Source organism: Microbispora sp. CA-102843 (genome assembly GCF_050936215.1).
Taxonomy (GTDB): domain Bacteria; phylum Actinomycetota; class Actinomycetes; order Streptosporangiales; family Streptosporangiaceae; genus Microbispora.
In genome coordinates this window covers 6,231,814-6,252,544 of sequence record NZ_JBNJNF010000001.1, presented here as the reverse complement: position 1 = coordinate 6,252,544, position 20,731 = coordinate 6,231,814, and the positions used below count along the sequence as shown (strand labels likewise).

At 69.7% G+C, this 20,731-nt stretch carries 18 protein-coding genes; all 18 read left to right on the top strand.

Translation table 11 applies throughout. The features are described from left to right. Nucleotides 1–764: 764 nt before the first annotated feature. The 18 genes from ACQEVJ_RS28930 to ACQEVJ_RS28845 all read left to right on the top strand — a co-directional run bounded on the left by ACQEVJ_RS28930 (nucleotide 765) and on the right by ACQEVJ_RS28845 (nucleotide 20,731). Complete coding sequence (locus ACQEVJ_RS28930) at nucleotides 765–1,559, top strand: SDR family NAD(P)-dependent oxidoreductase (protein WP_433106403.1); 795 nt, start codon at nucleotides 765–767, stop codon at nucleotides 1,557–1,559. Then, complete coding sequence (locus ACQEVJ_RS28925) at nucleotides 1,559–2,362, top strand: SDR family NAD(P)-dependent oxidoreductase (RefSeq protein WP_433106401.1); 804 nt, start codon at nucleotides 1,559–1,561, stop codon at nucleotides 2,360–2,362. The genes ACQEVJ_RS28930 and ACQEVJ_RS28925 overlap by 1 nt, the downstream gene beginning before the upstream one ends. Before the next feature lie 189 nt (nucleotides 2,363–2,551). Next, nucleotides 2,552–3,745: a cytochrome P450 gene (locus ACQEVJ_RS28920; protein ID WP_433106399.1), complete on the top strand. Its 1,194-nt coding sequence runs from the start codon at nucleotides 2,552–2,554 to the stop codon at nucleotides 3,743–3,745. A 54-nt stretch (nucleotides 3,746–3,799) separates the two neighbouring features. Beyond that, on the top strand, nucleotides 3,800–4,939 hold the full coding sequence (locus ACQEVJ_RS28915) for a hypothetical protein (RefSeq protein ID WP_433106397.1): 1,140 nt from the start codon (nucleotides 3,800–3,802) through the stop codon (nucleotides 4,937–4,939). Next, nucleotides 4,936–6,426, top strand: a complete 1,491-nt coding sequence (locus tag ACQEVJ_RS28910) for a phosphotransferase family protein (protein ID WP_433106395.1) — start codon at nucleotides 4,936–4,938, stop codon at nucleotides 6,424–6,426. The genes ACQEVJ_RS28915 and ACQEVJ_RS28910 overlap by 4 nt, the downstream gene beginning before the upstream one ends. A gap of 84 nt (nucleotides 6,427–6,510) precedes the next feature. Further along, nucleotides 6,511–7,611, top strand: coding sequence for an NAD(P)-dependent alcohol dehydrogenase (locus ACQEVJ_RS28905; protein ID WP_433106393.1), 1,101 nt, complete (start codon nucleotides 6,511–6,513; stop codon nucleotides 7,609–7,611). Between the two features lie 13 nt (nucleotides 7,612–7,624). Next, nucleotides 7,625–8,629: a hypothetical protein gene (locus tag ACQEVJ_RS28900; RefSeq protein ID WP_433106391.1), complete on the top strand. Its 1,005-nt coding sequence runs from the start codon at nucleotides 7,625–7,627 to the stop codon at nucleotides 8,627–8,629. A gap of 7 nt (nucleotides 8,630–8,636) precedes the next feature. Further along, nucleotides 8,637–9,944 (top strand): phosphotransferase family protein, encoded by a 1,308-nt coding sequence (locus ACQEVJ_RS28895; protein ID WP_433106389.1) that lies wholly within the window; start codon nucleotides 8,637–8,639, stop codon nucleotides 9,942–9,944. A gap of 60 nt (nucleotides 9,945–10,004) precedes the next feature. Further along, nucleotides 10,005–10,271, top strand: a complete 267-nt coding sequence (locus ACQEVJ_RS28890; RefSeq protein WP_433106387.1) for a hypothetical protein — start codon at nucleotides 10,005–10,007, stop codon at nucleotides 10,269–10,271. A gap of 90 nt (nucleotides 10,272–10,361) precedes the next feature. Next, nucleotides 10,362–10,772, top strand: a complete 411-nt coding sequence (locus tag ACQEVJ_RS28885) for a nuclear transport factor 2 family protein (RefSeq protein WP_433106385.1) — start codon at nucleotides 10,362–10,364, stop codon at nucleotides 10,770–10,772. 74 nt (nucleotides 10,773–10,846) lie between these two features. Further along, nucleotides 10,847–11,611 carry an SDR family NAD(P)-dependent oxidoreductase gene (locus tag ACQEVJ_RS28880; RefSeq protein ID WP_433106383.1) on the top strand — a complete coding sequence of 255 codons (765 nt, stop codon included), beginning with the start codon at nucleotides 10,847–10,849 and terminating at the stop codon, nucleotides 11,609–11,611. A gap of 96 nt (nucleotides 11,612–11,707) precedes the next feature. After that, entirely contained in the window at nucleotides 11,708–12,778 is a 1,071-nt protein-coding gene (locus ACQEVJ_RS28875; RefSeq protein ID WP_433106381.1) for a CaiB/BaiF CoA transferase family protein, read from the top strand. A 62-nt stretch (nucleotides 12,779–12,840) separates the two neighbouring features. Then, nucleotides 12,841–13,962, top strand: coding sequence for an acyl-CoA dehydrogenase family protein (locus tag ACQEVJ_RS28870; RefSeq protein WP_433106379.1), 1,122 nt, complete (start codon nucleotides 12,841–12,843; stop codon nucleotides 13,960–13,962). 11 nt (nucleotides 13,963–13,973) lie between these two features. Further along, on the top strand, nucleotides 13,974–15,146 hold the full coding sequence (locus ACQEVJ_RS28865; RefSeq protein WP_433106377.1) for an acyl-CoA dehydrogenase family protein: 1,173 nt from the start codon (nucleotides 13,974–13,976) through the stop codon (nucleotides 15,144–15,146). A 45-nt stretch (nucleotides 15,147–15,191) separates the two neighbouring features. After that, complete coding sequence (locus tag ACQEVJ_RS28860; protein ID WP_433106375.1) at nucleotides 15,192–15,962, top strand: enoyl-CoA hydratase-related protein; 771 nt, start codon at nucleotides 15,192–15,194, stop codon at nucleotides 15,960–15,962. Nucleotides 15,963–16,004: 42 nt separating this feature from the next. Further along, the gene (locus tag ACQEVJ_RS28855) at nucleotides 16,005–17,189 is read left to right on the top strand and encodes an acyl-CoA dehydrogenase family protein (RefSeq protein ID WP_433106373.1); all 1,185 of its coding nucleotides are present in this window, start codon (nucleotides 16,005–16,007) and stop codon (nucleotides 17,187–17,189) included. A 51-nt stretch (nucleotides 17,190–17,240) separates the two neighbouring features. Next, on the top strand, nucleotides 17,241–18,785 hold the full coding sequence (locus ACQEVJ_RS28850) for a carboxyl transferase domain-containing protein (RefSeq protein WP_433106371.1): 1,545 nt from the start codon (nucleotides 17,241–17,243) through the stop codon (nucleotides 18,783–18,785). 14 nt (nucleotides 18,786–18,799) lie between these two features. Continuing rightward, nucleotides 18,800–20,731: an acetyl/propionyl/methylcrotonyl-CoA carboxylase subunit alpha gene (locus ACQEVJ_RS28845; protein WP_433106369.1), complete on the top strand. Its 1,932-nt coding sequence runs from the start codon at nucleotides 18,800–18,802 to the stop codon at nucleotides 20,729–20,731.

Sequence of the window (20,731 nt, the reverse complement as noted above, 5' to 3'; positions counted from 1 at the left end):
CGTGATTCTGTGTGACCCGCGCGGGTGTCGTGCGGCGCCGCCAGAACGAGGAAGGCGCTGCCACTCCTAGGTGGGGCTATCGGCCGCGTCGGAGGTGCCCGTCGGTGTCGAGCGCGCTCGGCGCGCGATCTAGCTTCCTCAAGATTGCGATATCTCGGTAGATATTACGGCCAGGTGTTGAATCGGGCAAGGGGTGGCGTTCGCTGAGCGCTCGGACCCTCCGGGGCCGGCGAGCCGCTCGCGGGGGCGGTGTCCGGCTGCGCCGGATCGGGTGGTCCTCCGGCTGGCCCTGGTCCATCCGACCCTTCGTCTCCCGGGGGTTGCGGCTGCGCGGCGGGGGGATGTGCGTGTCGGCTCCCGGTGGGAGTCGAGGGCCGCAGGTGAACGTGGCTGTCCCGACCCCTTGCGCCCCTTCTGCGAAATATCGTAGATTTCCACGAAGTTACACGGATCCCTCGCCGGGGTGACGTGACGCTCAAGGAAATGCGTGTGCAAGCACTGGTTGTGTTCTCCAGGCCCATGAGCCCCGTCCCTGTGGCGGCGGCGGGCGCCTTCCGCCGATCAAGCCGCTCGCACCCGCGTACGGCCGCCTCCTGTCCACGCCACGCGCAGGCAGGGCGCGGTCTCGTCGGTCGCCGACCTGTATAAGCCGGAGCTCACCCGGTGCGGTTCATGAACAGGCCCCGTGGAGGCCGCTCGCGACGGCCGAGCCGGCGCAGCCCGATACGCATTCACAACAGCCGCGACGAAAGAGGGGCAGCCATATGGCACCACCGACAGAAGAGGCGCAGAACTTCAGCGGATGGCCGGTGAACGGTGGCGCCCCGCCCGCGGACGGCGTGGCCTGGGTGGTCGGAGTCGGGGCGAAGCAAGGTACGGGTGCCGCTGTGGCCCGGCGCTTCGCCGCCGGCGGTCTGCACGTCGTCGTCACCGGACGCACGAAGGAGAAGATCGCCGAGGTCGTCGAGGACATCCGGAGCCGGGGTGGGCAGGCGACGGCCGTGGTCGGCGACGCCGGCACGGAAGCCGGCCTCCAGGAATCGCTCGCGACCATCGACGAGCTCGGGCCTCTCGTGGTCGCCACGTACAACGCGGGCGGATCCCAGTGGCGGTCCAGCATGCTGGAGATGGACGCCGAGTTCTTCGAGAGCGTCTGGCGGACCAACTGCTTCGGCGCCTTCCTCACCGGACGTGAGGCGGCCCGCCGTATGGTCGTCCGCGGAGGTGGCGCGATCCTGTTCACCGGGTCGATCTCCGGCGTGATCGCCCGCCCCAAGCTGGCCGCGTACGCCTCGGCGAAGTTCGGTCAGCGAGCCGTGGCCCAGGCTCTGGCGCGGGAATTCGGGCCGCGCAACATCCACGTCGCGAACATCATCGTCCACGGCCCCATCGACGGAGATCGGCTCAACACCGCCTTTCCGCAGGCGAAGGACCGCCGCCCGAAGGACGGCATGGTGGACATCGAGCAGATCGCGGAGACGTTCTGGCAGGTGCTCGTGCAGCCGCGCACGGCGTGGACCCAGGAGATGGACATCCGGCCCTACTGCGAGGAATTCTGATGGCTTCGCGAGACGAGGTCGACTACGTCGGGCGGCTCCGGCTCGACGGCCGCGGGGTCGTGGTGCTCGGCACCGGACAGGGCATCGGAGGTGCCGTCTCTGAGGCCGTGGCGCAGGCGGGGGGCAAGGTCCTGTGCGTGGACCGGGACGGCGCCCAGGCCGAGACCACCGCTGCCCGCTGCGGCGGCGAAGCGATGGCCGCCGACGTCACCGACCGGGCCCAGCTCGTGTCGGTGTTCGACCGGGCGGAGGACCTGTTCGGAGACGGTCTCTACGGCATCGTGGACGTGGTGGGCGTCTCGGTGCCCGAGCTCCTCGCCGACGGCACGGAAGAGTCGATGCAACGGCAGTTCGACCTTGTCCTGCGTCATCCCGTGCTCCTCACCCAGGTGGCGATCCCGCGGCTGGCCCGCAGGGGCCACGGCAGCGTGGTGTTCATCGGATCGTTGGCGGGGGTGGCCAACACCAGGCGGCTCGGGCTGTACGGCACCGCGAAGGCAGCGGTCCACCACCTCGCGACCGCCTGTGCCCAGGAGTTCGGCCCGCAGGGTGTCCGGACCAACGCCATCGTCGTCGGCCGCATCCTGCAGTCGGGCGGGGATCCGAACCCCGACGACGAGGCGGTGCGCGCGGTGGAGCGGGCCGTGCCGCAGGGGCGTTGCGGAGTGCCCGGCGACATAGCGTCGGTGGTGCTCTTCCTGCTGTCCGACCTGGCCGGCTACGTCAACGGCGCCAGGATTCCCGTCGACGGTGGCATCAGCGTGGTGACGCCGCTGCCGAGCACGCAGCGCGCCAACCGCTGAGGGCGCGATCGTCCGGTGGACACCGGCGACGGCTCGGCCGTCGGCGCGGCCGGCCGTGTCGCGTCCCCTACCCCTGCCGTCATTTCCGCACGTCCGTGGTGGGTGAATTCCCTCCCTACCCATTGACGCATATCACGATAGCTCGTAGCTTTACGCGAAATACCGCAGATCTAGCGGCGGAGGGCCCTGATGTCGGAGAAGAAGTGTCCTGTTCTGGACATCGCGAAGGTGAACAACGCGCACGGGCACGCGGAGGCCTATGCCACGGTGCGCGACGGAGGACCGGTCGCCCGCAGTGAGGATCTGGGCGGCTACTGGGCCCTTCTCGGATACACACAGGTGCGCGAGGCCGCGAACGACACCGAGCGCCTGTGCTCGGGGCTGGGTTCGACGATCCCCGCCCTGGGCATGACGTTCCGTCCCATCCCCGTGGAGGTGGACCCGCCGCACCACCGCAACTACCGCAAGGTCCTCGTTCCCGAACTGCGCCCCGACCGGGTCGCGGACTGGACGGACCTCATCCGCCGGAAGGCCGACGAGGCGCTCGACACCTTCATCGAGAACGGGAAGGGCGACCTCAGCGCGATCGCCCGCTACATGCCGCCGGCGGTGATCGCCGCGATCCTCGGGGTGCCCGAGGACGGGCCGCTCATGGTCAAGCTGACCGAGGACATCAACCGCGCCGCGACGGAGAACGACGCGGAAGGCAAGAAGAACGCCAACATCGCCCTGTTCCGGTACGTGGACACGATCGTGACTGCGGCGGAGCAGAGCGAGGACCGCGCCGACCTGCTGACATTCATCGCCAAGGCCGAGATCGAGGGTGCACCCATCGGGCACGACACCGCGGTCGCGATGGCCGTCACCCTGGTCGTCGCCGGCCAGGAGACGACGGTCAACGGGATCGGCGGCGCCCTGTGGCGCCTGGGCGCCCACCAGGAGGTCAAGAAGCGGCTGCTTGAGGACTCCTCGCTGATCCCGGCGGCCGTGGAGGAGAGCCTCCGACTGGAGTCGCCGGTGCAGATGATGGGCCGGACCGCCACCGTGGACTTCGAGCTGCAGGGCGTGCCGATCTCCAAGGGCGACCGCGTTGGCCTCGCCTTCGGTGCGGCGAACGTGGATCCCGCCAAGTTCGAGAATCCCGAGAAGTTCGACATCGACCGGTCGGGCAACCCGCACGTGGCCTTCGGGCACGGCATCCACCGCTGCATCGGTGAGCACCTGGCCCGCCTCGAGATGCGCGTCGCCATCGAGCAGGTCCTGACCCGCATGCCGGACTTCGAGCTGGACGGCGAGATCGAGATCGGCAGCAACATTCCCATCAACCGCGGCCCCAAGGCGGTTCCCGTCACGTTCACCCCGGGTTCCCGCGTGTACGCCTGATCGCCGCTGAGCAGGGACCGTCCCCCATTTCCCCCACTCGAGATGAGATGACCGATGCTGACAAGTCTCGATGAGTCGCTCTACCACCAGTCGTCCCGGCTGTTCGCCGAGGCGGCGGTGACCGACCACCGGTTCTACGACCGCTATTCCTACACCCTGCTGGCACCCGACGGGGACGCGGCGCTGCTGACCGGCATGGCCGTGTACAAGAACCTCAACGTCCACGACGGATTCTTCAGCACGCAGGCCGGTTCGGCGGTCCAGCGCAACGTCCGCCTGTCGCGACCGCTGCGGCCGATCGTGGAGCCGCTGACTCTGGGTCCGATGCGCACCGAGTTCCCGGAGGCGTTCACGGCCACCCGCCTGATCGCCGACCCCAACGAGTACGGCGACGCCTTCGACCTCACCTTCCGCCCGGTCTTCACCCGGCTGGAGTCGCCGCACTACGGCGAGGCCGACGGCCGGGTGCACACCGACTACCGGCGCTTCAGCCAGGTCGGGTGGACCAGCGGCACGCTCGTCGTCGACGGTGAGGAGCACACCTTCGACCGCTGGTTCGGCTGGCGGGACCACTCCTGGGGCATCCGCCCGGGGGTCGGAGGCTTCGAGCCGTACACGGGCACCCGCAACCGCGGCGGCATCCCGTCCGCGGCCCGGGCCGGCGGGCTGGGCATCCTGCTCGTCTACTGCGGCTTCGCCACCGACAGCTACTCGGGTTTCTTCTTCACCATCGAGGACGAGCTCGGCAAGCGGCTCTACATCGACGGGGCGATCCGCGTGAACGACGGGGAACCGTCTGAGGTGGTGGACGGATCCCACAAGATCACGTTCCACCCGGGAACCAATGTGTTCGACTCGATGAAGCTCCAGGCCCAGACCGCCGACGGCGAGGTGTGGGACCTCGACGTCGAGGCGATCGGGCGGCCGTGGGTGTACCGGGGCACCGGTTACGACCACGGCTGGAACGATCGCAAGGGCCTCGGCGCATGGCGCGGTGACGGCCTCACCGTCGAGACCGACGTCTACGACGTGTCGCACCCCGAGAACGTGGTGCTTCCCGACGGTGAGGTGATCCGTCCGATCCACCGGGAGCAGCCGGTCCGGGTCACCGTCCGCGGCGAGCAGGGCAACGGCCACTCGCCGATGATGGTGGTGGGACCGAACCAGGTATACGGGCTGAAGGAGCGGCCGTGAGCCTCGTTCCCGGCTCCTCCTTGGCCAAGGTTCGAGCCATGCCCACCGGGCTCGCGCTGCGACTGGTGCGGCAGGCCGCCTCGGCGATCTACTACGACGACGAAGCGGACGCCGGCCGCAGGCGTCTGGCGATGCGGCTCGACCAGGCCCTCGTCCGGCTGATAACGACCGAGACCCGGCTTCCCGAGATCGAAGCCGGCCTCGCTCCCCGTCACGCGTCCTACCTGGACCGGGCCGATGCGCTGCTCGGAACCGCCGACACAGCGGCCGCCCATCCGCTGGACCTGCTGGCCTGCAGGGTCCGCACTCTGGGAGAGCGCCTGAAGGTCGCCTCTCCCGACACGGCCGGCGAGATCTGGCGCCTGCTGCGGGACATCGCCGCCACCGACAGCATCGGGCGGCAGGAGCTGGAACAGGCCATCGCCGAGGTCCGCGAGAGCTGGGTCGGAGAGGTCGATGAATCAGCGGCGGCGGGGATCGCCCAGCGGCGACTGGACGCCGAAAGCTTCGACGCCTACCTCGGAACCCGGAGTTGGGCGGGCGCCCGGCCTCGCGTCACCGGCGTCGAGATGGTCGTCGGCGGGCAGTCCAAGCACACCTACCTCATCAAGGTGGATCCGCAGGAGGCGCCCGAAGCCTGGCGCGACGGCGTCGTGGTGCGTATGGACACGGGCTACTTCGACTACAGCGTGCTCGACGAGTACGCCCTGATGACAAGGCTCTTCCAGGCCGGCGTTCCGGTGGCGGAGCCGCTGCTGCTGGAGCCGGACGGTTCGGTCTTCGGCCGGCCGTTCATGGTCAGCCGTCGCCTGGACGGCAGGGCCGCCGGCATGATCCTCGACGCCGCCGGTGCGTCCGCGGCTGAAGCGTTGGCACTCGCCGAGGCTCTGGGACGGCTGCACTCCGTCCCGGTCGACAGGGTCGTCGACTCACCGCCGACCGATCTGCCCCAGGCTGTGGAGAAGTCGCGCCAAGAGATCGAGAAGCTGTGGCGCGACACGGCGATGACCGAGTCGGTCACGGTCGAGCTGGGGCACCTGTGGATCCGGGAACACGCTCACGAGCTCGCCGGGCGACAGCCGGTCATGGTGCACGGCGACGCGAGCCTGCACAACATCCTCGTCCAGGAGGGCCGGCTCGCCGGACTGCTGGACTGGGAGTTCGCTCACGTCGGCCATCCCGCCGAAGACCTGGCCTATTGCCGGCCCGCCGTCGAGCGGGTGGCCGACTGGGACACGTTCATGGAGCGCTACATCGAGTACGGCGGCCAGGAGGTGTCCGAGCGGGAGCTGACCTTCTTCGGCGCGTTCTGCCAGCTGCGCAACGCGTCCCTGTGCGCCCACGTGATGAACAACGTCGTGGCCGGCCGGATCAGGACGTTCGACATGTTCGTCACCTCGGTGGACACCTTCTCGCGGATGGAAGCGGTCCTCGCTCAGCAGTTGCACGCCGCACTGAATGCCGCCCAGGGCGCGGCCGTGCGGTGATCGGCCGGCCACCACGGACGAAGACCCGACAAGGACCGTGACCGACGACGCGGTCCGCCTGTCGCTTACTGACGAGGAGCAAGGATGAAAGCAACAGCGGCGGTGTGCGAGGCGGCGGACCGGCCGCTCCGGTTCCGTGAGGTGGAGGTCGCCGAGCCACGGGCGACGGAGGTGCTGGTGCGCGTCACCGCCTCGGGCATCTGCCACACCGATATCTCGATCATGCAAGGGAAGATTCCCTTCGGGCTGCCCGGCGTGGTGGGCCATGAGGGCGCGGGTGTGGTGGAGTCGGTCGGCTCCGGCGTGACCACGGTCCGTCCCGGAGACAAGGTCTTGCTCATCTCGCCCTCCTGCGGACTGTGTCAGCCCTGTCTGACCGGGCATCCGGCCCTCTGCGCGGTGCCCGCCCTGCGGTGGGGAGGCGGACGGCTCGACGGCACGGCGGTCCTGACCATGGACGGCGAGCCCGTCGCGTCCAGGTTCCTGGGGCAGTCCTCGTTCAGCACCTACGCCCTCGTCGAGGAGCGCACCGTCCTCAAGGCACCCGACGACATCTCCGACGACGTCCTCGCCCCCTTCGGGTGCGGCGTGGTGACCGGGGCCGGGGGCGTGCTCAACGTGCTGAAGCCGCAGCCGAACCAGAGCGTGGTCGTGCTGGGGGCCGGTGCGGTGGGCATGTCCGCGATCATGGCGGCCGCGCTGACCCCGGCGGCGCGCCTGATCGCGGTGGACGTGGTGCCGGAACGGCTGGCTCTGGCCAAGGAACTCGGCGCGACGGACACGATCAACGGCGCCGAGACCGACGACCTCACGGCGGCCATCAAGGACGCCACCGGTGGCGGTGCGAACGTCATCGTCGAGACGACCGCCAGCACCAAGGTGCTGCAGTCCGCTCTGCCGGCGCTGGCCCGGGGCGGTGTGATGGGCCTGATCGGCGCGCCGGCCGCCGGCGAGCAGGTGTCCCTGCCCGTGGTCCAGCTGATCATGGGCGCGATGCGCATCGAGGGCATCGTGATGGGGGACGGCACCGCTCCGTTCCTGCAGGCCCTGATGCGGCTTCACCGGGACGGGAGGTTCCCCGTCGACCGCCTCGTGCGGACATACCCCTTCGACCAGATCGAACAGGCCATGGCCGACGCCGAGAGCGGCAAGGTCATCAAGCCGGTGCTCACCTTCGGCTCGTGAGGAACGGATCAGTATGAGCGAGATCGACTACAACCCGACCGGACTCGATCCCGTCGACGAGCTTCCCCTCCCCAAGCCGCCGGACGAGGCGCTGTGGGCGGAGAACTTCTGCTACCAGGCCTGGGATCGTGAGCAGGACCTCGGCCTGTGGGTGCACCTGGCGCGGATGCCGTACGACCATGACATCTGGCGGGAGACCGTGGTGGTCTTCTTGCCCGGGGGCCGCTACTTCCTGTCCCGTGCCTTCGCCCGCGGCGCCCACGAGGCCGGTCCGGGCTCGGCGGGGACCACGCTCACCTGTGTCGAGCCGTTCCGCCGGTTCCGGCTGCGGTTCGACGGGGTGGGCCGCTACGTGCGGCAGGCCGACGTCGAGGACGGTGCGCTGCGCGACGGGCTGGCCCAGCCGTTCCGCCTGGACCTCGAGTTCGAGGCGGCGGCGCCCCTGTGGGACATGAGCGCCCACCTCAAGGGCCAGCACTTCGCGTCCATGCACCATGAGCAGTCCTGTCTGGCCACGGGCACCTTCGAGACGCTCGACGAGACCTTCACGATGCGGCGGGGCGGCGCGATGCGCGACCACTCCCGCGGGGCCCGGGACTTCACCAAGCTGCACAGCCACGTGTGGCTGAACGCCGTGTTCCCCAGCGGCCGGTGCTTCAACGTGCTTGCCAACTACGAGCGGTCGACGGGCAGGACGCTGGCCCGGGGGTTCGTCAGCGACGGAAAGACGTTCCAGGACTTCTCGATGGAGCCGTCGTTCCTGCGCGACCCCGACAAGCCGTTCGAAGCGGACAACCTGAAGCTCAGCGACGGAGAGCAGACGTTCGAGATCGGGGTGGAGATCCTGCGCGTGCTGCCCATGGCGATGCGCCGTCCCAACGATCTGGTGCTGGGCAAGGAAGCGGCTGGAGACGGACTCGGCAACCGTCTGTACGAGGGCCGGGCCAGGTACACCTGGGACGGCGAGGTGGCTTACGGGCACATCGAGCGCAGTTGCCCTTTCCCGGTGGGGGAGTGAGCCGGCCGTGCACCACGGGCAGGCTTATCTCACACGTGAGATCGAGGCGGTGTCCTGGCTGCTCCGTAACACGGTCGACGTGTTGCAGACCTCGATCCGTCCGGCGCTGACCGGGTTGCCGGCCGCTCATGCCACCCGGTGCGTCGAGGTTCTGGCCGCCGCCGTCGACCAGCTGGTCCGGCTGGCCGAGACCGGTGGTGAGCGGCCGGCCTTCGCGGCGCTCGCGGACGAGCTGGCCGACGTCGACCGTGTCGAGGAGCGGCTGGCGGCGGTGAAGGCCCCGCCGGAACAGCAGCAGGCGCCGGCCGCGGGGGAGGGGGCGCCGACGCGCATCGGTCTCGACGCCGAGACGCTGGAGGCGTACCTGCGGGAGCACCCGGGCGGTGGCGCGAACCTGCGGCTGCGTCACCTGGAGCGGATGTCCGGCGGGCGGTCGAAGAGCACCTACGCGCTGACTGTCGCCGGCGCGGCCGACCTCCCGGGCGACCTGGTCATCAGGAAGGACCAGGAGACACTTCTCAACAACACCTCCGTGGTGTCGGAGGCCAAGTTGCTGGAGCGGCTCCATCGGGCGGGAATGAAGGTCCCTCAGCCGTTCCACCTGGAGTCCGACCCCGGACGCCTGGGTTCGCCGTTCCTGATCCTGGAGCGCCTGCGGGGGACGACGGCCGGTGAGGTCTTCGATCCGCCGCGGAACGAGCGGCTGGCTCTGGCCCTGGCCGAGCAGGTGGGCCTGCTCCACTCCATCGACGTGGGCACGTTGGCCGACGATCCGTTTCTCGTGACGAAGGACGTAACGGGTGACCAGCTGCGGGAGCAGCTGGCGGCTTTCCGTGCGACGGTCGACGAGTTCAGCGAGCCGTACCCGAGCGTGCTGGGCGCGCTGGAGTGGCTGGACGAGCACGTGAGGGACTTCTACGAAGAGGTGCGGCTGGTCCACGGTGACCTGGGCTTTCACAACGTGCTCGCCGAAGGCGACGAGCTGACCGCGGTGCTGGACTGGGAGCTGGCGTCGCTGGGCCACCCGGCCCGTGACCTCGGGTATCTCCGCAGCACCATCGAGATGATGACGGACTGGGACAAGTTCCTCGACGTCTACCACGCGTCCGGCGGGGTCAGATGCGATCCGTACGCGGTGGACTTCTACATGCTGTTCTCCAGTGTGTGGCTGTACCAGCACCTCGCCCGATCCGGTCAGATGCGGCTGAAGTGGGACGCTCGCAACATCGAGTACGCGATCTCTTTCGCCGTGCTCGGACCGAACATGCGATACCGCCTGGCGCGACAGCTGGGCGGGGTGCTCGCCCGCTACTGACGGGTGTTCAAGCCGGACGGGTTCAGCGCGTGAGCTGGGACCACCGAGGAGAGGAGGATCATGAGCGAGCAGGACGACAAGTCCGTGTACGTGGAGGTCGTGGTGGCCATCACCTGGGAGGAGGGCCGTTATTCGGCCCGGTGCCTGGGGGTACGCGACATCAGCTGCCAGGGCGACACCATGGTCGACGCCGTGCTGGACCTTGCAGAGAGGCTGTCGACCCACTTCTCCGCCGGCGGTTCTCCAGTCGGCCGCCCGGACCGTTCCAAGCTCTGGCAGCCGCTCCCGGTGGAGATGCTGACGGCGCTGGACGTGGCCGTGCGCTGATTCCGGCCCGGTTTGGGCGAGATCGGACTTTCATCGACGCGGGCTTCTGCGCCCTCCGGGTCTCTCGCGTCCGTAACCAAAGGGAGAAACATGACGGAGCCCAACTACCCCGACCGTGAGACCGTTCGTCAGACGGTGCTCAGCTACATCAAGGGCCTGGAGAACTCGGAATTCGACGCCGTCGCGGACCTTTTCACCGACGACGCCTTCTACTCCCACCCGCCCTACGACCCGGACAGCCCCAAGCGTGCCGAGGTCAAGGGGCGCGAGGCGCTGCGTGCCCTGCTGAAGGGCAGGCGCGGCAACCGCAAGTGGCACCACGAGATCCAGTCACTCTTCGTCGCCGACGACCGCTGCCTCGTCGAGGGCATCGTCCGTGAGTTCGAGGGCGGCCCGATCAGGTCGTCGTTCGCGGGAGCGGGGACGTTCGACAGTGAAGGCCGGATCAGCCGCTGGGTGGCCTACCGCAGTGTGCCCGCCATCGGAGAATCGCTCGAGTAGCCGGACCGTGCTCCGCCGTTCCCTGCCACGGGAGGTCGGCGGGTGTCCGTACGAATCGGCGAACGAGGAGAGCCATGGCGGGGTCACTGGAGGGGCTGGTCGCCGTCGTCACGGGGGCCAGCAGCGGGATCGGACGGGCCACGGCGCTCCGGCTCAGCGCGTCGGGAGCCACCACCGTTCTGGTGGCGCGCCGGCATGACCGGCTGGCCGAGCTGAACGACGAAATCGGCGTGCGGGGCGGCCGGTGCACGGTCCTGCCCGCGGACGTGACCGATGGCACCCAGGCCGTGCGGGTGGTGGAGGACACCGTGGCCGTGCACGGCCGGCTGGACATCCTGGTCAACAACGCCGGGGTCATGCTGCTCGGCCCGGTCGCCGACGCGCCGGTCGAGGAGTGGGACCGGATGATCGATCTGAACGTCCGGGCCCTGCTGCGGTTGACCCACGCGGCGTTGCCGCATCTTGTCCTGGCCGCGCGGACCGCGCCGCGCGGGGTCGCCGACGTCGTCAACGTCAGCTCGATCGCGGGGCGGGCGGTGCGCTCCGGCAATGCGGTCTACGGCCTCACCAAGTTCGGCGTGGGCGCCTTCAGCGAGTCGCTGCGCCAGGAACTGGCGGGCCGCTACGTGCGGGTGTCGGTAATCGAGCCGGGTGCGACCGAGACCGAGCTGTCCAGCCATGTCCGCCCCGAAATCATGGCCGAGCGCAGGAAGGCCTTGGGCGACGTCGTGCGGCTGGCCGCGGACGACGTGGCCGACGCGATCGACTACGTCGTGACCCGTTCCCGGGAGGTCGCCCTCAACGAGGTCGTCATCCGGCCCACCACACAGGTGTACTGACCGAGCGCCTCCCGGCATGCCCAAGCAACGAAATAGTGAAGCATTCCGCGAAATACCGTAATATCTGCCGTGTGGCGATGCCGGGAGGGGTGGAGCATGGAACATGACGAGGGGGCGGGGACCCGTCCTGGGGGACCGCTGTCGGGACTGAGAGTTGTCGACTTCTCCGAGTTGGCGCCCGGGCCCTTCCTGACCCGGTGCCTGCGCGACCTGGGCGCCGAGGTGGACAAGGTCGAGCGGCCCGGCAGGGACGGCGCCTTCACCACCCATCCCGGCACCTACCAGGTTCTCAACGACGGCAAGCGGATCCACGTGCTCGACCTGAAGCGGCCGGCAGGCCTCGAGGCGGCCGAGGCTCTCGTGGCGGAGGCCGACGTGCTGGTGGAGGGTTTCCGGCCCGGCGTGATGACGCGCCTCGGGCTGGGGTTCGACAAGCTCTCCGCCCGGCACCCCGGCCTCGTCTACGTCTCGATCAGCGGTTTCGGGCAGGACGGCGCGCTGTCGCGGGTGCCCGGCCACGACCTCAACTACCTGGCCGCCTCCGGGTTGCTCAGCCTCATGGGCGGCCTCGACGGCCCGCCCTCCCTGGGTGTGGGGGTGCCGATCGGCGATCTCCTCGGCTCGATGTACGCCCTCAGCGCCACCCTCACGGCCCTGCTCCAGCGCAACGAGACCGGCCACGGCCGGCATCTGGACGTATCCATCACCGACTGCCTCATGCACGGCATGAACATGGTGCTGGGCCAGCTCCAAGCCGACCGGCGGGCCTCGCTCGGGGAGTGCCGTGAGGCCGTCTTCACCAGGCCGGCCTACGGCGTCTTCGAGACTTCCGACGGCGAGTACGTGAGCATCGCCGCGCTGGAAGAACACTTCTGGCAGCGGCTCGTCGCCGCCCTCGGGCTGGACGTGTCGGATCTCGGGATAGGAAACCGCCTCGACCGGCTGCGCAGGACGCGCGAGATCAACAGCCGGATCGCCGAGGCGGTGCGCGGCTGGGACGCGAAGTCGCTGATCGACGCGCTGGAGGCCGCTGACGTGCCGGTGATGCGGGTCACCGCTCCCCTGGAACTGGCGGAGTCCACCCAGGCCCGGGATCGGGGCCTTTTCACCACCACTGGTGACGACGGCCTCGGTTACGTCCGCTTCCCGGTGCGATTCGAGGGCTGAGACCGTGCCGCGGGTCATGCAAGGGATGAGAAATCGAACCGGCCGCCTCGGGAAGGATCGCGGTGGACTTTCGGCTTGACGAGATGGCGGAAACCCTCGGCGATCTGACGGGTCAGATCCTCGACCGGGAACTTCCGGACCAGATCATCGCCTCCAGCGAGTGCGAGAGCGACGGCTACTCGCAGAGCGCGTGGCAGGGCCTGGTGGAGGCCGGTGTGCCGGAGGCGTTTCTCACCGCGACGCTGGGCGGCGCCGACGCCGATCCCACCGTGCTCGCCGCCGTGCTGCGGCAGGTGGCCCTGTACGGCGGGTTGGTGCCGGCCCTCCCGGTGCTGGCCTTCGGCCTGCAGACCCTGGCCCGGTACGGCGGCGAGCCGCACCAGGACCTGATGGGCCGCGCGGCCAAGGGGCAGGCACTGGTGACGGGGGCCCTGTGTGAGCCCGGCGGGCGCCGGGTGGCCGACGCGGCGACGCGGGCGGAACGGATTCCCGGGGGCTTCCGCCTGAGCGGAGTGAAGGATTTCGTCCGGTTCGGCAAGGAGGCCGAGGCGATCCTCGTCACGGCACGCATCCGCGACGGCGGGGTCGGGATTTTCGTGGTGCCCGCCGACCTCGGCGGGTTGACGCTGGACGAGCACCCGGTGCCCGATCACGTCCCCACCGCGCGGGTCGGCTTGGACGCGGTGACCGTGCCCGAGCACGCCCTGCTCGGCGAGGGGGAGCAGGTGGCGGAGGCGGCCGAGCATTTCGAGCTCACCGCGCTGCTGGGGCTGTGCGCCACCGCCTCGGGGCTGCTCGAACGCGCCATGACGCTGACCGCCGGGCACATCAGGACCCGTAAGCAGTTCGGACGGGCGCTGGCGGAGTTCCAGGCGGTCACCATGCAGATCGCGGACGTCTTCGTCGCCCATCGCACACTGGAGAACGTCTACCTGGCCGCGGCCTGGCAGCTGTCGACGGGCCGGCTGCTTCAGGCGCGGCGGAGCCTGTCGGCCGCGACCTATCTCGTCTGCCACGACCTCGTGCCGGCGCTGTTCACCTGCCAGCACCTGCACGGCGGCACAGGGCTGGACCTCGACCACCCCCTGCACCGCTACTTCACCGGCGGACTCGCCATCGGCCAGCTCCTCGGGGGCACCGAGGCATGTCTCGACGCCGCGGCCGGCCGCGCCAGGGTGAGCTGAGAGGAACGATCGTGTACATCGACCTGACCGCGGAGGAGCGAGAGCTCCAGCGGGAGGCGGACGCCTACTTCGCGACGGTCATGACGGACCGGGAGCGGGAGCAACTACGCGAGGACGAGTTCGGTCCCGCGTACAAGGCGGTGTCCCGGCGGCTGGGGCGCGACGGGTGGCTCGGCCTGGGCTGGCCCACCGAGTACGGCGGCCGGGCGCTCGGCCCCATGGCCGACCAGATCGTGGTCAGCACCGCGTTCCGCTACGAGGTCCCCTACCCGCTGGTCACCGTCTACTCGGTCGGACCGGCGCTGCAGACCTTCGGAACGCCCGAGCAGCAGAAGGAGTACCTCCCCCGCATCCTCGCCGGCGACCTGCAGGTGTCCATCGGCTACAGCGAACCCGGCGCCGGCACCGACCTGGCGTCCCTCACCACCGCCGCCCGGCGGGACGGGGACGCGTACGTGGTGAACGGCCAGAAGATGTTCACCTCCGGGGTGCACACCGCGGACTACATCTGGCTGGCGTGCCGTACCGATCCCGGCCAGTCGAGGACGCGGGGTCTGTCGATCCTCATGGTCGACACCCGGCTTCCCGGTGTCAGCTGGACGCCCATCCGGGTGCTGGCCCGGTCTCGGCAGGTGAACGCGACCTACTTCGACGACGTGCGGGTGCCGGCCGACTGCCTGATCGGTGAGGAGAACAAGGGCTGGAAGGTCATCATGAACCAGCTCAACTCCGAGCGGTTCATCGTGGGACCCGCGGGCAAGATCCAGGCCCATTTCGACCGGTTCCTGCGCTGGGCCCGTGAGACGCGGCTGGACGGCTCGCGTCACATGATCGACCTGCCGGAGGTGCGCCGGGCGCTGAGCGAGATCGACGCGATCATCACCGCCAATGAGCTGCTCAACTGGCGGATCGTGGCGGACACCGGAGCCGGGTCGCTGAATCCCGCTGATGCCTCGGCGAACAAGCTGTACAACTCCGAGCGGCTCGTGGAGGTCGGTGCGCGCGTCGCGGAGATCGTGCAGCGGTACGGCGACCCCGCCGACGAGTCAACCGCCACCGTGCTGCGGGAGGTCGACTACGCGCTCAAGATGGAGCTCAAACTGCCCGTAGGCGGGGGCGTCAGCGAAATCCAGCGGGAGACGGTGGCCACGCTGGGCCTCGGCCTGCCCAGGGCGCCCCGGTGAGAGCCCGCCCGGTAATCGACGTGATCTACGTCAAGGAGTGCCCGAATGTCTGAACGTGTGCTGTCCGGCTGGGATCGGGATCGCGGGGTCGCGACTCTGACGCTCAACTCGATCGCCAATCGGAATGCCCTGTCGTTCGGCCTGCTGGACGAGTTGCTGAGGCTGTTGGAGCAGGCCGAGGACGATGACTCGATCCGGGTCGTCGTGCTGCGGGCGAACGGGCCGTCGTTCTGCTCCGGGGCGGATCTGGCGGCGGCACGGTCCGGTTCGATGGCTCCGATAGTCCGCGGCATCGTCGAGGTGCAACGGCGTATCGTCACGATGAGCAAGCCGGTCGTCGCGAGGGTGCACGGCAGCGTTCGCGCCGGAGGCCTCGGAGTGGTGGCCGCGGCCGACATCGCCGTGGGATCGACCGAGAGCTCCTACGCGCTGACCGAGGTCCGCCTGGGACTGGCGGCCGCCTCCATCAGCCTCACCGTGCTTCCTCGCCTGACCGACCGGGCGGCGTCGTACTACCTGCTTTCCGGCCGTGCCTTCGACGGCGCCGCGGCCGAGCGGATGGGGTTGCTGACCTGCGCGGTGCCTGAAGCCGAACTCGATGCCGCCGTCGAATCCGTGGTGAGCGATGTGCTCAAGGGCAATCCGCAAGGGCTCCGGGAGACCAAGACCCTGCTGACCGCTCCGTTGCGGAGGCGGTTGGACGAGCTCGGTCAGGACATGATCGATCTTTCCGCCGAGCTCTTCGCCTCACCGGAGGCGCGGCGGGCGATCGAGGCCGTGCTCTCCCGAGGCCGGCAGCCCCGGCCACCGGCCTAGACGCGATCTCGTTTCCCCATCGAAGCCCCCTAGGAGTGATGAATGTCGTTCGAGCTGTCCCCTGAGCACGAGGAGTTCCGGCGCAGTGTGCGCGAGTTCGCGGAGGCCGAGATCGCGCCGCACGCGGAACGGTGGGACAAGGAGCACCATTTTCCGATCGACGTGGTGCGGAAGATGGGCGACCTGGGGTTGTTCGGTCTGACCGCTCCTGAGGAGTACGGCGGCAGCGCCGGGATGGACGACTCAGCCGGTGACTTCACCAGCCTGTGCCTGGCGATCGAGGAGATCGGCCGCGTCGACCAGTCGATGGGAATCACGCTCGAGGCGGCCGTCGGTCTGGGCATCAACCCGATCCTCACCTACGGGTCGGAGGAGCAGAAGAAGACGTGGCTGCCGGACCTGGTCGCGGGCCGCACGCTCGCCGGGTTCGGGCTCACCGAACCCGGGGCGGGGTCGGACGCGGGCGCGACGCGGACCAAGGCGGAGGTGGTCGACGGGGAGTGGGTGGTCAACGGCTCGAAGCAGTTCATCACCAACTCCGGTTCGTCGATCACCTCGCTGGTCACGGTGACCGCGCGGACCGGGACCCGTGACAACGGGAAGGCCGAGCTGAGCACCATCATCATTCCGTCGGGCACCCCGGGGTTCATCGTGGAGCCGGCGTACCACAAGATGGGCTGGCACGCCTCGGACACCCATCCGCTCACCTTCCATGACGTGCACGTCCCGGAGGAGAACCTGCTCGGCGAGCGGGGCCGTGGCTACGCGCAGTTCCTCGCCACACTGGACGACGGGCGGGTCGCGATCGCCGCGCTGGCGGTCGGCTGCATCCAGGCGTGCCTGGACATGTCCGTGCGGTACGCGGGCGAGCGCACCACGTTCGGGGTGCCGATCGGGGCCAAGCAGGGTCTGGCCTTCCAGATCGCCGACCTGGAGGTCATGCTCCAGGCGTCCCGTGCGCTGACCTACCGCGCCGCGGCGCTCAAGGACGCCGGGCGGCCGATGCGGGAGTTCAAGCAGGCGGCCGCGGTCGCGAAGCTGTACGCGACCGAGTCGGCGGTCACCGCGACCCGCATCGCCACCCAGGTCTTCGGCGGCTACGGGTTCGTCGAGGAGTCGCCGGTGGCCCGCTTCTACCGGGACGCGAAGGTGCTGGAGATCGGCGAGGGCACCTCCGAGGTGCAGCGGATGCTCATCGCCCGCGGCCTCGGCCTCCCCGTGGAATAGCGGGCCCGTCCAGCGTGTGCAGAGACCGGAGCGAGAGTAGTGAGTGAGAGCATGAGGGGCCTGGCGGCCGAGCTGCGCGAGCGGCTGGCGGCCGTCCGCGAAGGCGGGTCGCAGGCGGCCAGGCGCAAGCACCTTGCGCGTGGCAAGCTGCTGGTCCGCGACCGGGTCGACCGTCTGCTCGACCCCGGCAGTCCGTTCCTGGAGCTGAGCCCGCTCGCCGCGACGGGAATGTACGACGACGCGGTGCCGTCCGCCGGCATCGTCACCGGCGTGGGGCGGGTGAGCGGCCGCGAGTGCCTGATCGTCGCGAACGACGCCACCGTCAAGGGCGGCACGTACTACCCGGTCACGGTCAAGAAGCACCTGCGCGCGCAGGAGGTCGCCCGCGCCAACCGCCTGCCGTGCGTCTACCTGGTCGACTCCGGCGGAGCGTTCCTGCCGATGCAGGACGAGGTGTTCCCGGACCGGGAGCACTTCGGCCGGATCTTCTACAACCAGGCGCGTCTGTCGGCGGCGGGCATTCCCCAGGTCGCCGCGGTGATGGGCTCGTGCACGGCCGGCGGTGCGTACGTCCCCGCGATGTCGGACGAGTCGGTGATCGTCAAGAACCAGGGCACGATCTTCCTGGGCGGCCCGCCGCTGGTGAAGGCGGCCACCGGTGAGGTCGTGACGGCCGAGGACCTCGGCGGCGGCGAGGTGCACGCGCGGACCAGCGGGGTGGTGGACCACCTCGCCGAGGACGACGCGCACGCGCTGGCGATCGTGCGGCGCATCGTCGGCACCGTCGAGCGAGGCGGCGGGCCGTCGCTCGCGCAGGCGACTGTGGAGGAGCCGGCGGAGGACCCCGAGGGCCTGTACGACGTGGTGCCGGTCGATCCGCGCAAGCCGTACGACGTGCGTGAGGTGATCCGGCGCATCATCGACGGGTCCCGCTTCGAGGAGTTCAAGGCGCTGTACGGCGACACGCTGGTGTGCGGTTTCGCGCGCATCTGGGGCTATCCGGTGGCCGTTGTGGCCAACAACGGGATCTTGTTCTCCGAATCGGCTCTGAAGGGTGCGCACTTCATCGAGTTGGCCAACCAGCGGGGCATCCCGTTGGTGTTCCTGCAGAACATCAGCGGGTTCATGGTCGGCAAGGAGTATGAGAACCGCGGCATCGCCAAGGACGGCGCCAAGCTTGTCACCGCGGTCGCGTGTTCGGTGGTGCCGAAGTTCACGGTCGTCATCGGCGGCTCCTACGGCGCGGGCAACTACGCGATGTGCGGTCGTGCCTACGACCCCCGCTTCCTGTGGATGTGGCCGAACGCGCGGATCTCCGTCATGGGCGGGGAACAGGCCGCCACCGTGCTGGCCACCGTCCGGCGAGACGGGATCGAGGCCGGCGGCGGCACCTGGCCGGCCGAGGAGGAAGAGCAGTTCAAGAACCCCATCCGGGCGCAGTACGAGCACCAGGGGTCGCCGTACTACTCCACCGCCAGGCTCTGGGACGACGGAGTCATCGACCCGGTCGACACCCGCCGCGTGCTGGGGATCGGCCTCGCCGTCGCCGCGAACGCCCCGATCCCCGACCCGGCCTACGGCGTCTTCCGGATGTAGGGGAGAGGGAGACCATGACCAGCATCGGCACGCTGCTCGTCGCCAACCGCGGCGAGATCGCGCTGCGCGTCATCCGCGCGGCACGCCGGATGGGCCTGCGCACGGTGGCGGTGTACTCCGACGCCGACCGCCAGGCGCCACATGTGCGGGCCGCCGACACCGCCGTCCGGATCGGCCCAGCGCCTGCCACCGCCTCCTATCTCGACATCGACGCCGTCATCCAGGCCGCGCGGCGTACCGGCGCCGACGCGATCCACCCGGGCTACGGCTTCCTCTCGGAGCGGGCCGCGTTCGCGCGCACCGTGACCGAGGCCGGTCTGACATTCGTCGGGCCCTCTGCCGAGGTCATGGAGCTCATGGGCCGTAAGGACGCCGCCCGTCAGGTCGCGGTCGACGCCGGTGTGCCCGTCGTCCCGTCCGCCGAGCTGTCGGCCGGCCGGGCTGCCGGGTCGCAGATGCGTTTCCCGGTCCTGGTGAAGGCGGCCGCGGGTGGTGGCGGCAAGGGCATGCGGATCGTGCGGGAGCCGGCCGATCTGGCCGGCGCGGTCGAGGCGGCGCGCCGGGAGGCGATGAGCGCGTTCGGCGACGACACGATCCTGATCGAGCGGTACGTCGAGCACGGCCGTCACGTCGAGGTGCAGGTGCTCGCCGACCACTACGGCACGGTCGTCCACCTGTTCGAGCGGGACTGCTCGGCGCAACGCCGTCACCAGAAGGTCATCGAGGAGGCGCCCGCGCCCACGATCTCGGCGAATGCGCGCAGGGTGCTGACGGAGTCGGCCGTCGCCCTGGCGAAGAAGGTGGGCTACACCAACGCCGGAACCGTGGAGTTCCTGGTCAGCGGTGAGGAGGTGTTCTTCCTGGAGATGAACACTCGGCTGCAGGTCGAGCACCCGGTCACCGAACTGGTCACCGGGCTCGACCTGGTGGAGCTGCAGTTGCGCATCGCCGCCGGTGAGCCGCTGCCGTTCAGCCAGGACGACGTCACGGTCACCGGGCACGCGTTCGAGGCCCGCGTGTACGCCGAGGACGCGTTCCACGGGTTCCTGCCCCAGGCCGGGACCGCGGAGCTGGTGCGCTGGCCGGCGCGGGCGCGGGTCGACGCCGCCCTGGAGTCCGGTCAGGAGGTGACGACCTTCTACGATCCGATGCTCGGCAAGGTGATCGTGCACGGGCCGGATCGGGAGGCGGCACGCCGGGCGCTGGTGGCCGCGCTGGACGACACCGCGATCCTCGGTCTGACCACGAACGTCGGCTTCCTGCGCGGGCTGGCCGCCTGCGATGCGTTCCGTGACTGTGAGGTGGACACCGCCTGGCTGGACCGCAACCCCGAGGCGATCCAGCCTGCAGGGCTGGAGACGGCCCGGGTTCTCGCGGTCTGGGCGCTGGCCAGTATGGGGGACAGGCAGGCGGACCACCCCTTCGGCGTCGCCGACGGATGGCGGCTGGGTGGACCGGCGGCGGCGACGTCGGTGGAACTGGCCATCGGCGGAGACGGGACGCTGTTCCGGGTGCACCGCTCCGGCCGGGTGACCTGCGACGACGCGGAGTGGTCGGTCCGCCCCGTCGCGGCCGAGGGTGACGTGCTGCGCCTGGAGATCGACGGTCTGGTCTGCGAGGGCACTGTCTGGATTCGCCGGGACGCCGTACAGGTCGCGTACCTCGGTTCCACGTTCACCTTCGAACGGCCGGACGCGTCCGGAACGGGCGGCTCGGCGGTCACCGGTGACGGCACCATGCTCGCCCCCATGCCGGGCACCGTCCTCGTGGTGGCGGTCGAGGCAGGGCAGGCGGTCGAGGAGGGCGCCGTACTGGGAGTGATGGAGGCCATGAAGATGGAGCTCACGCTCAGAGCGCCGATGGCCGGCACGGTCACCATGGTCGGCGCCGCGGCGGGTGACCAGGTGCCGCTCGGCGCGACGTTGTTCGTGGTGGAGGGGAGCTGA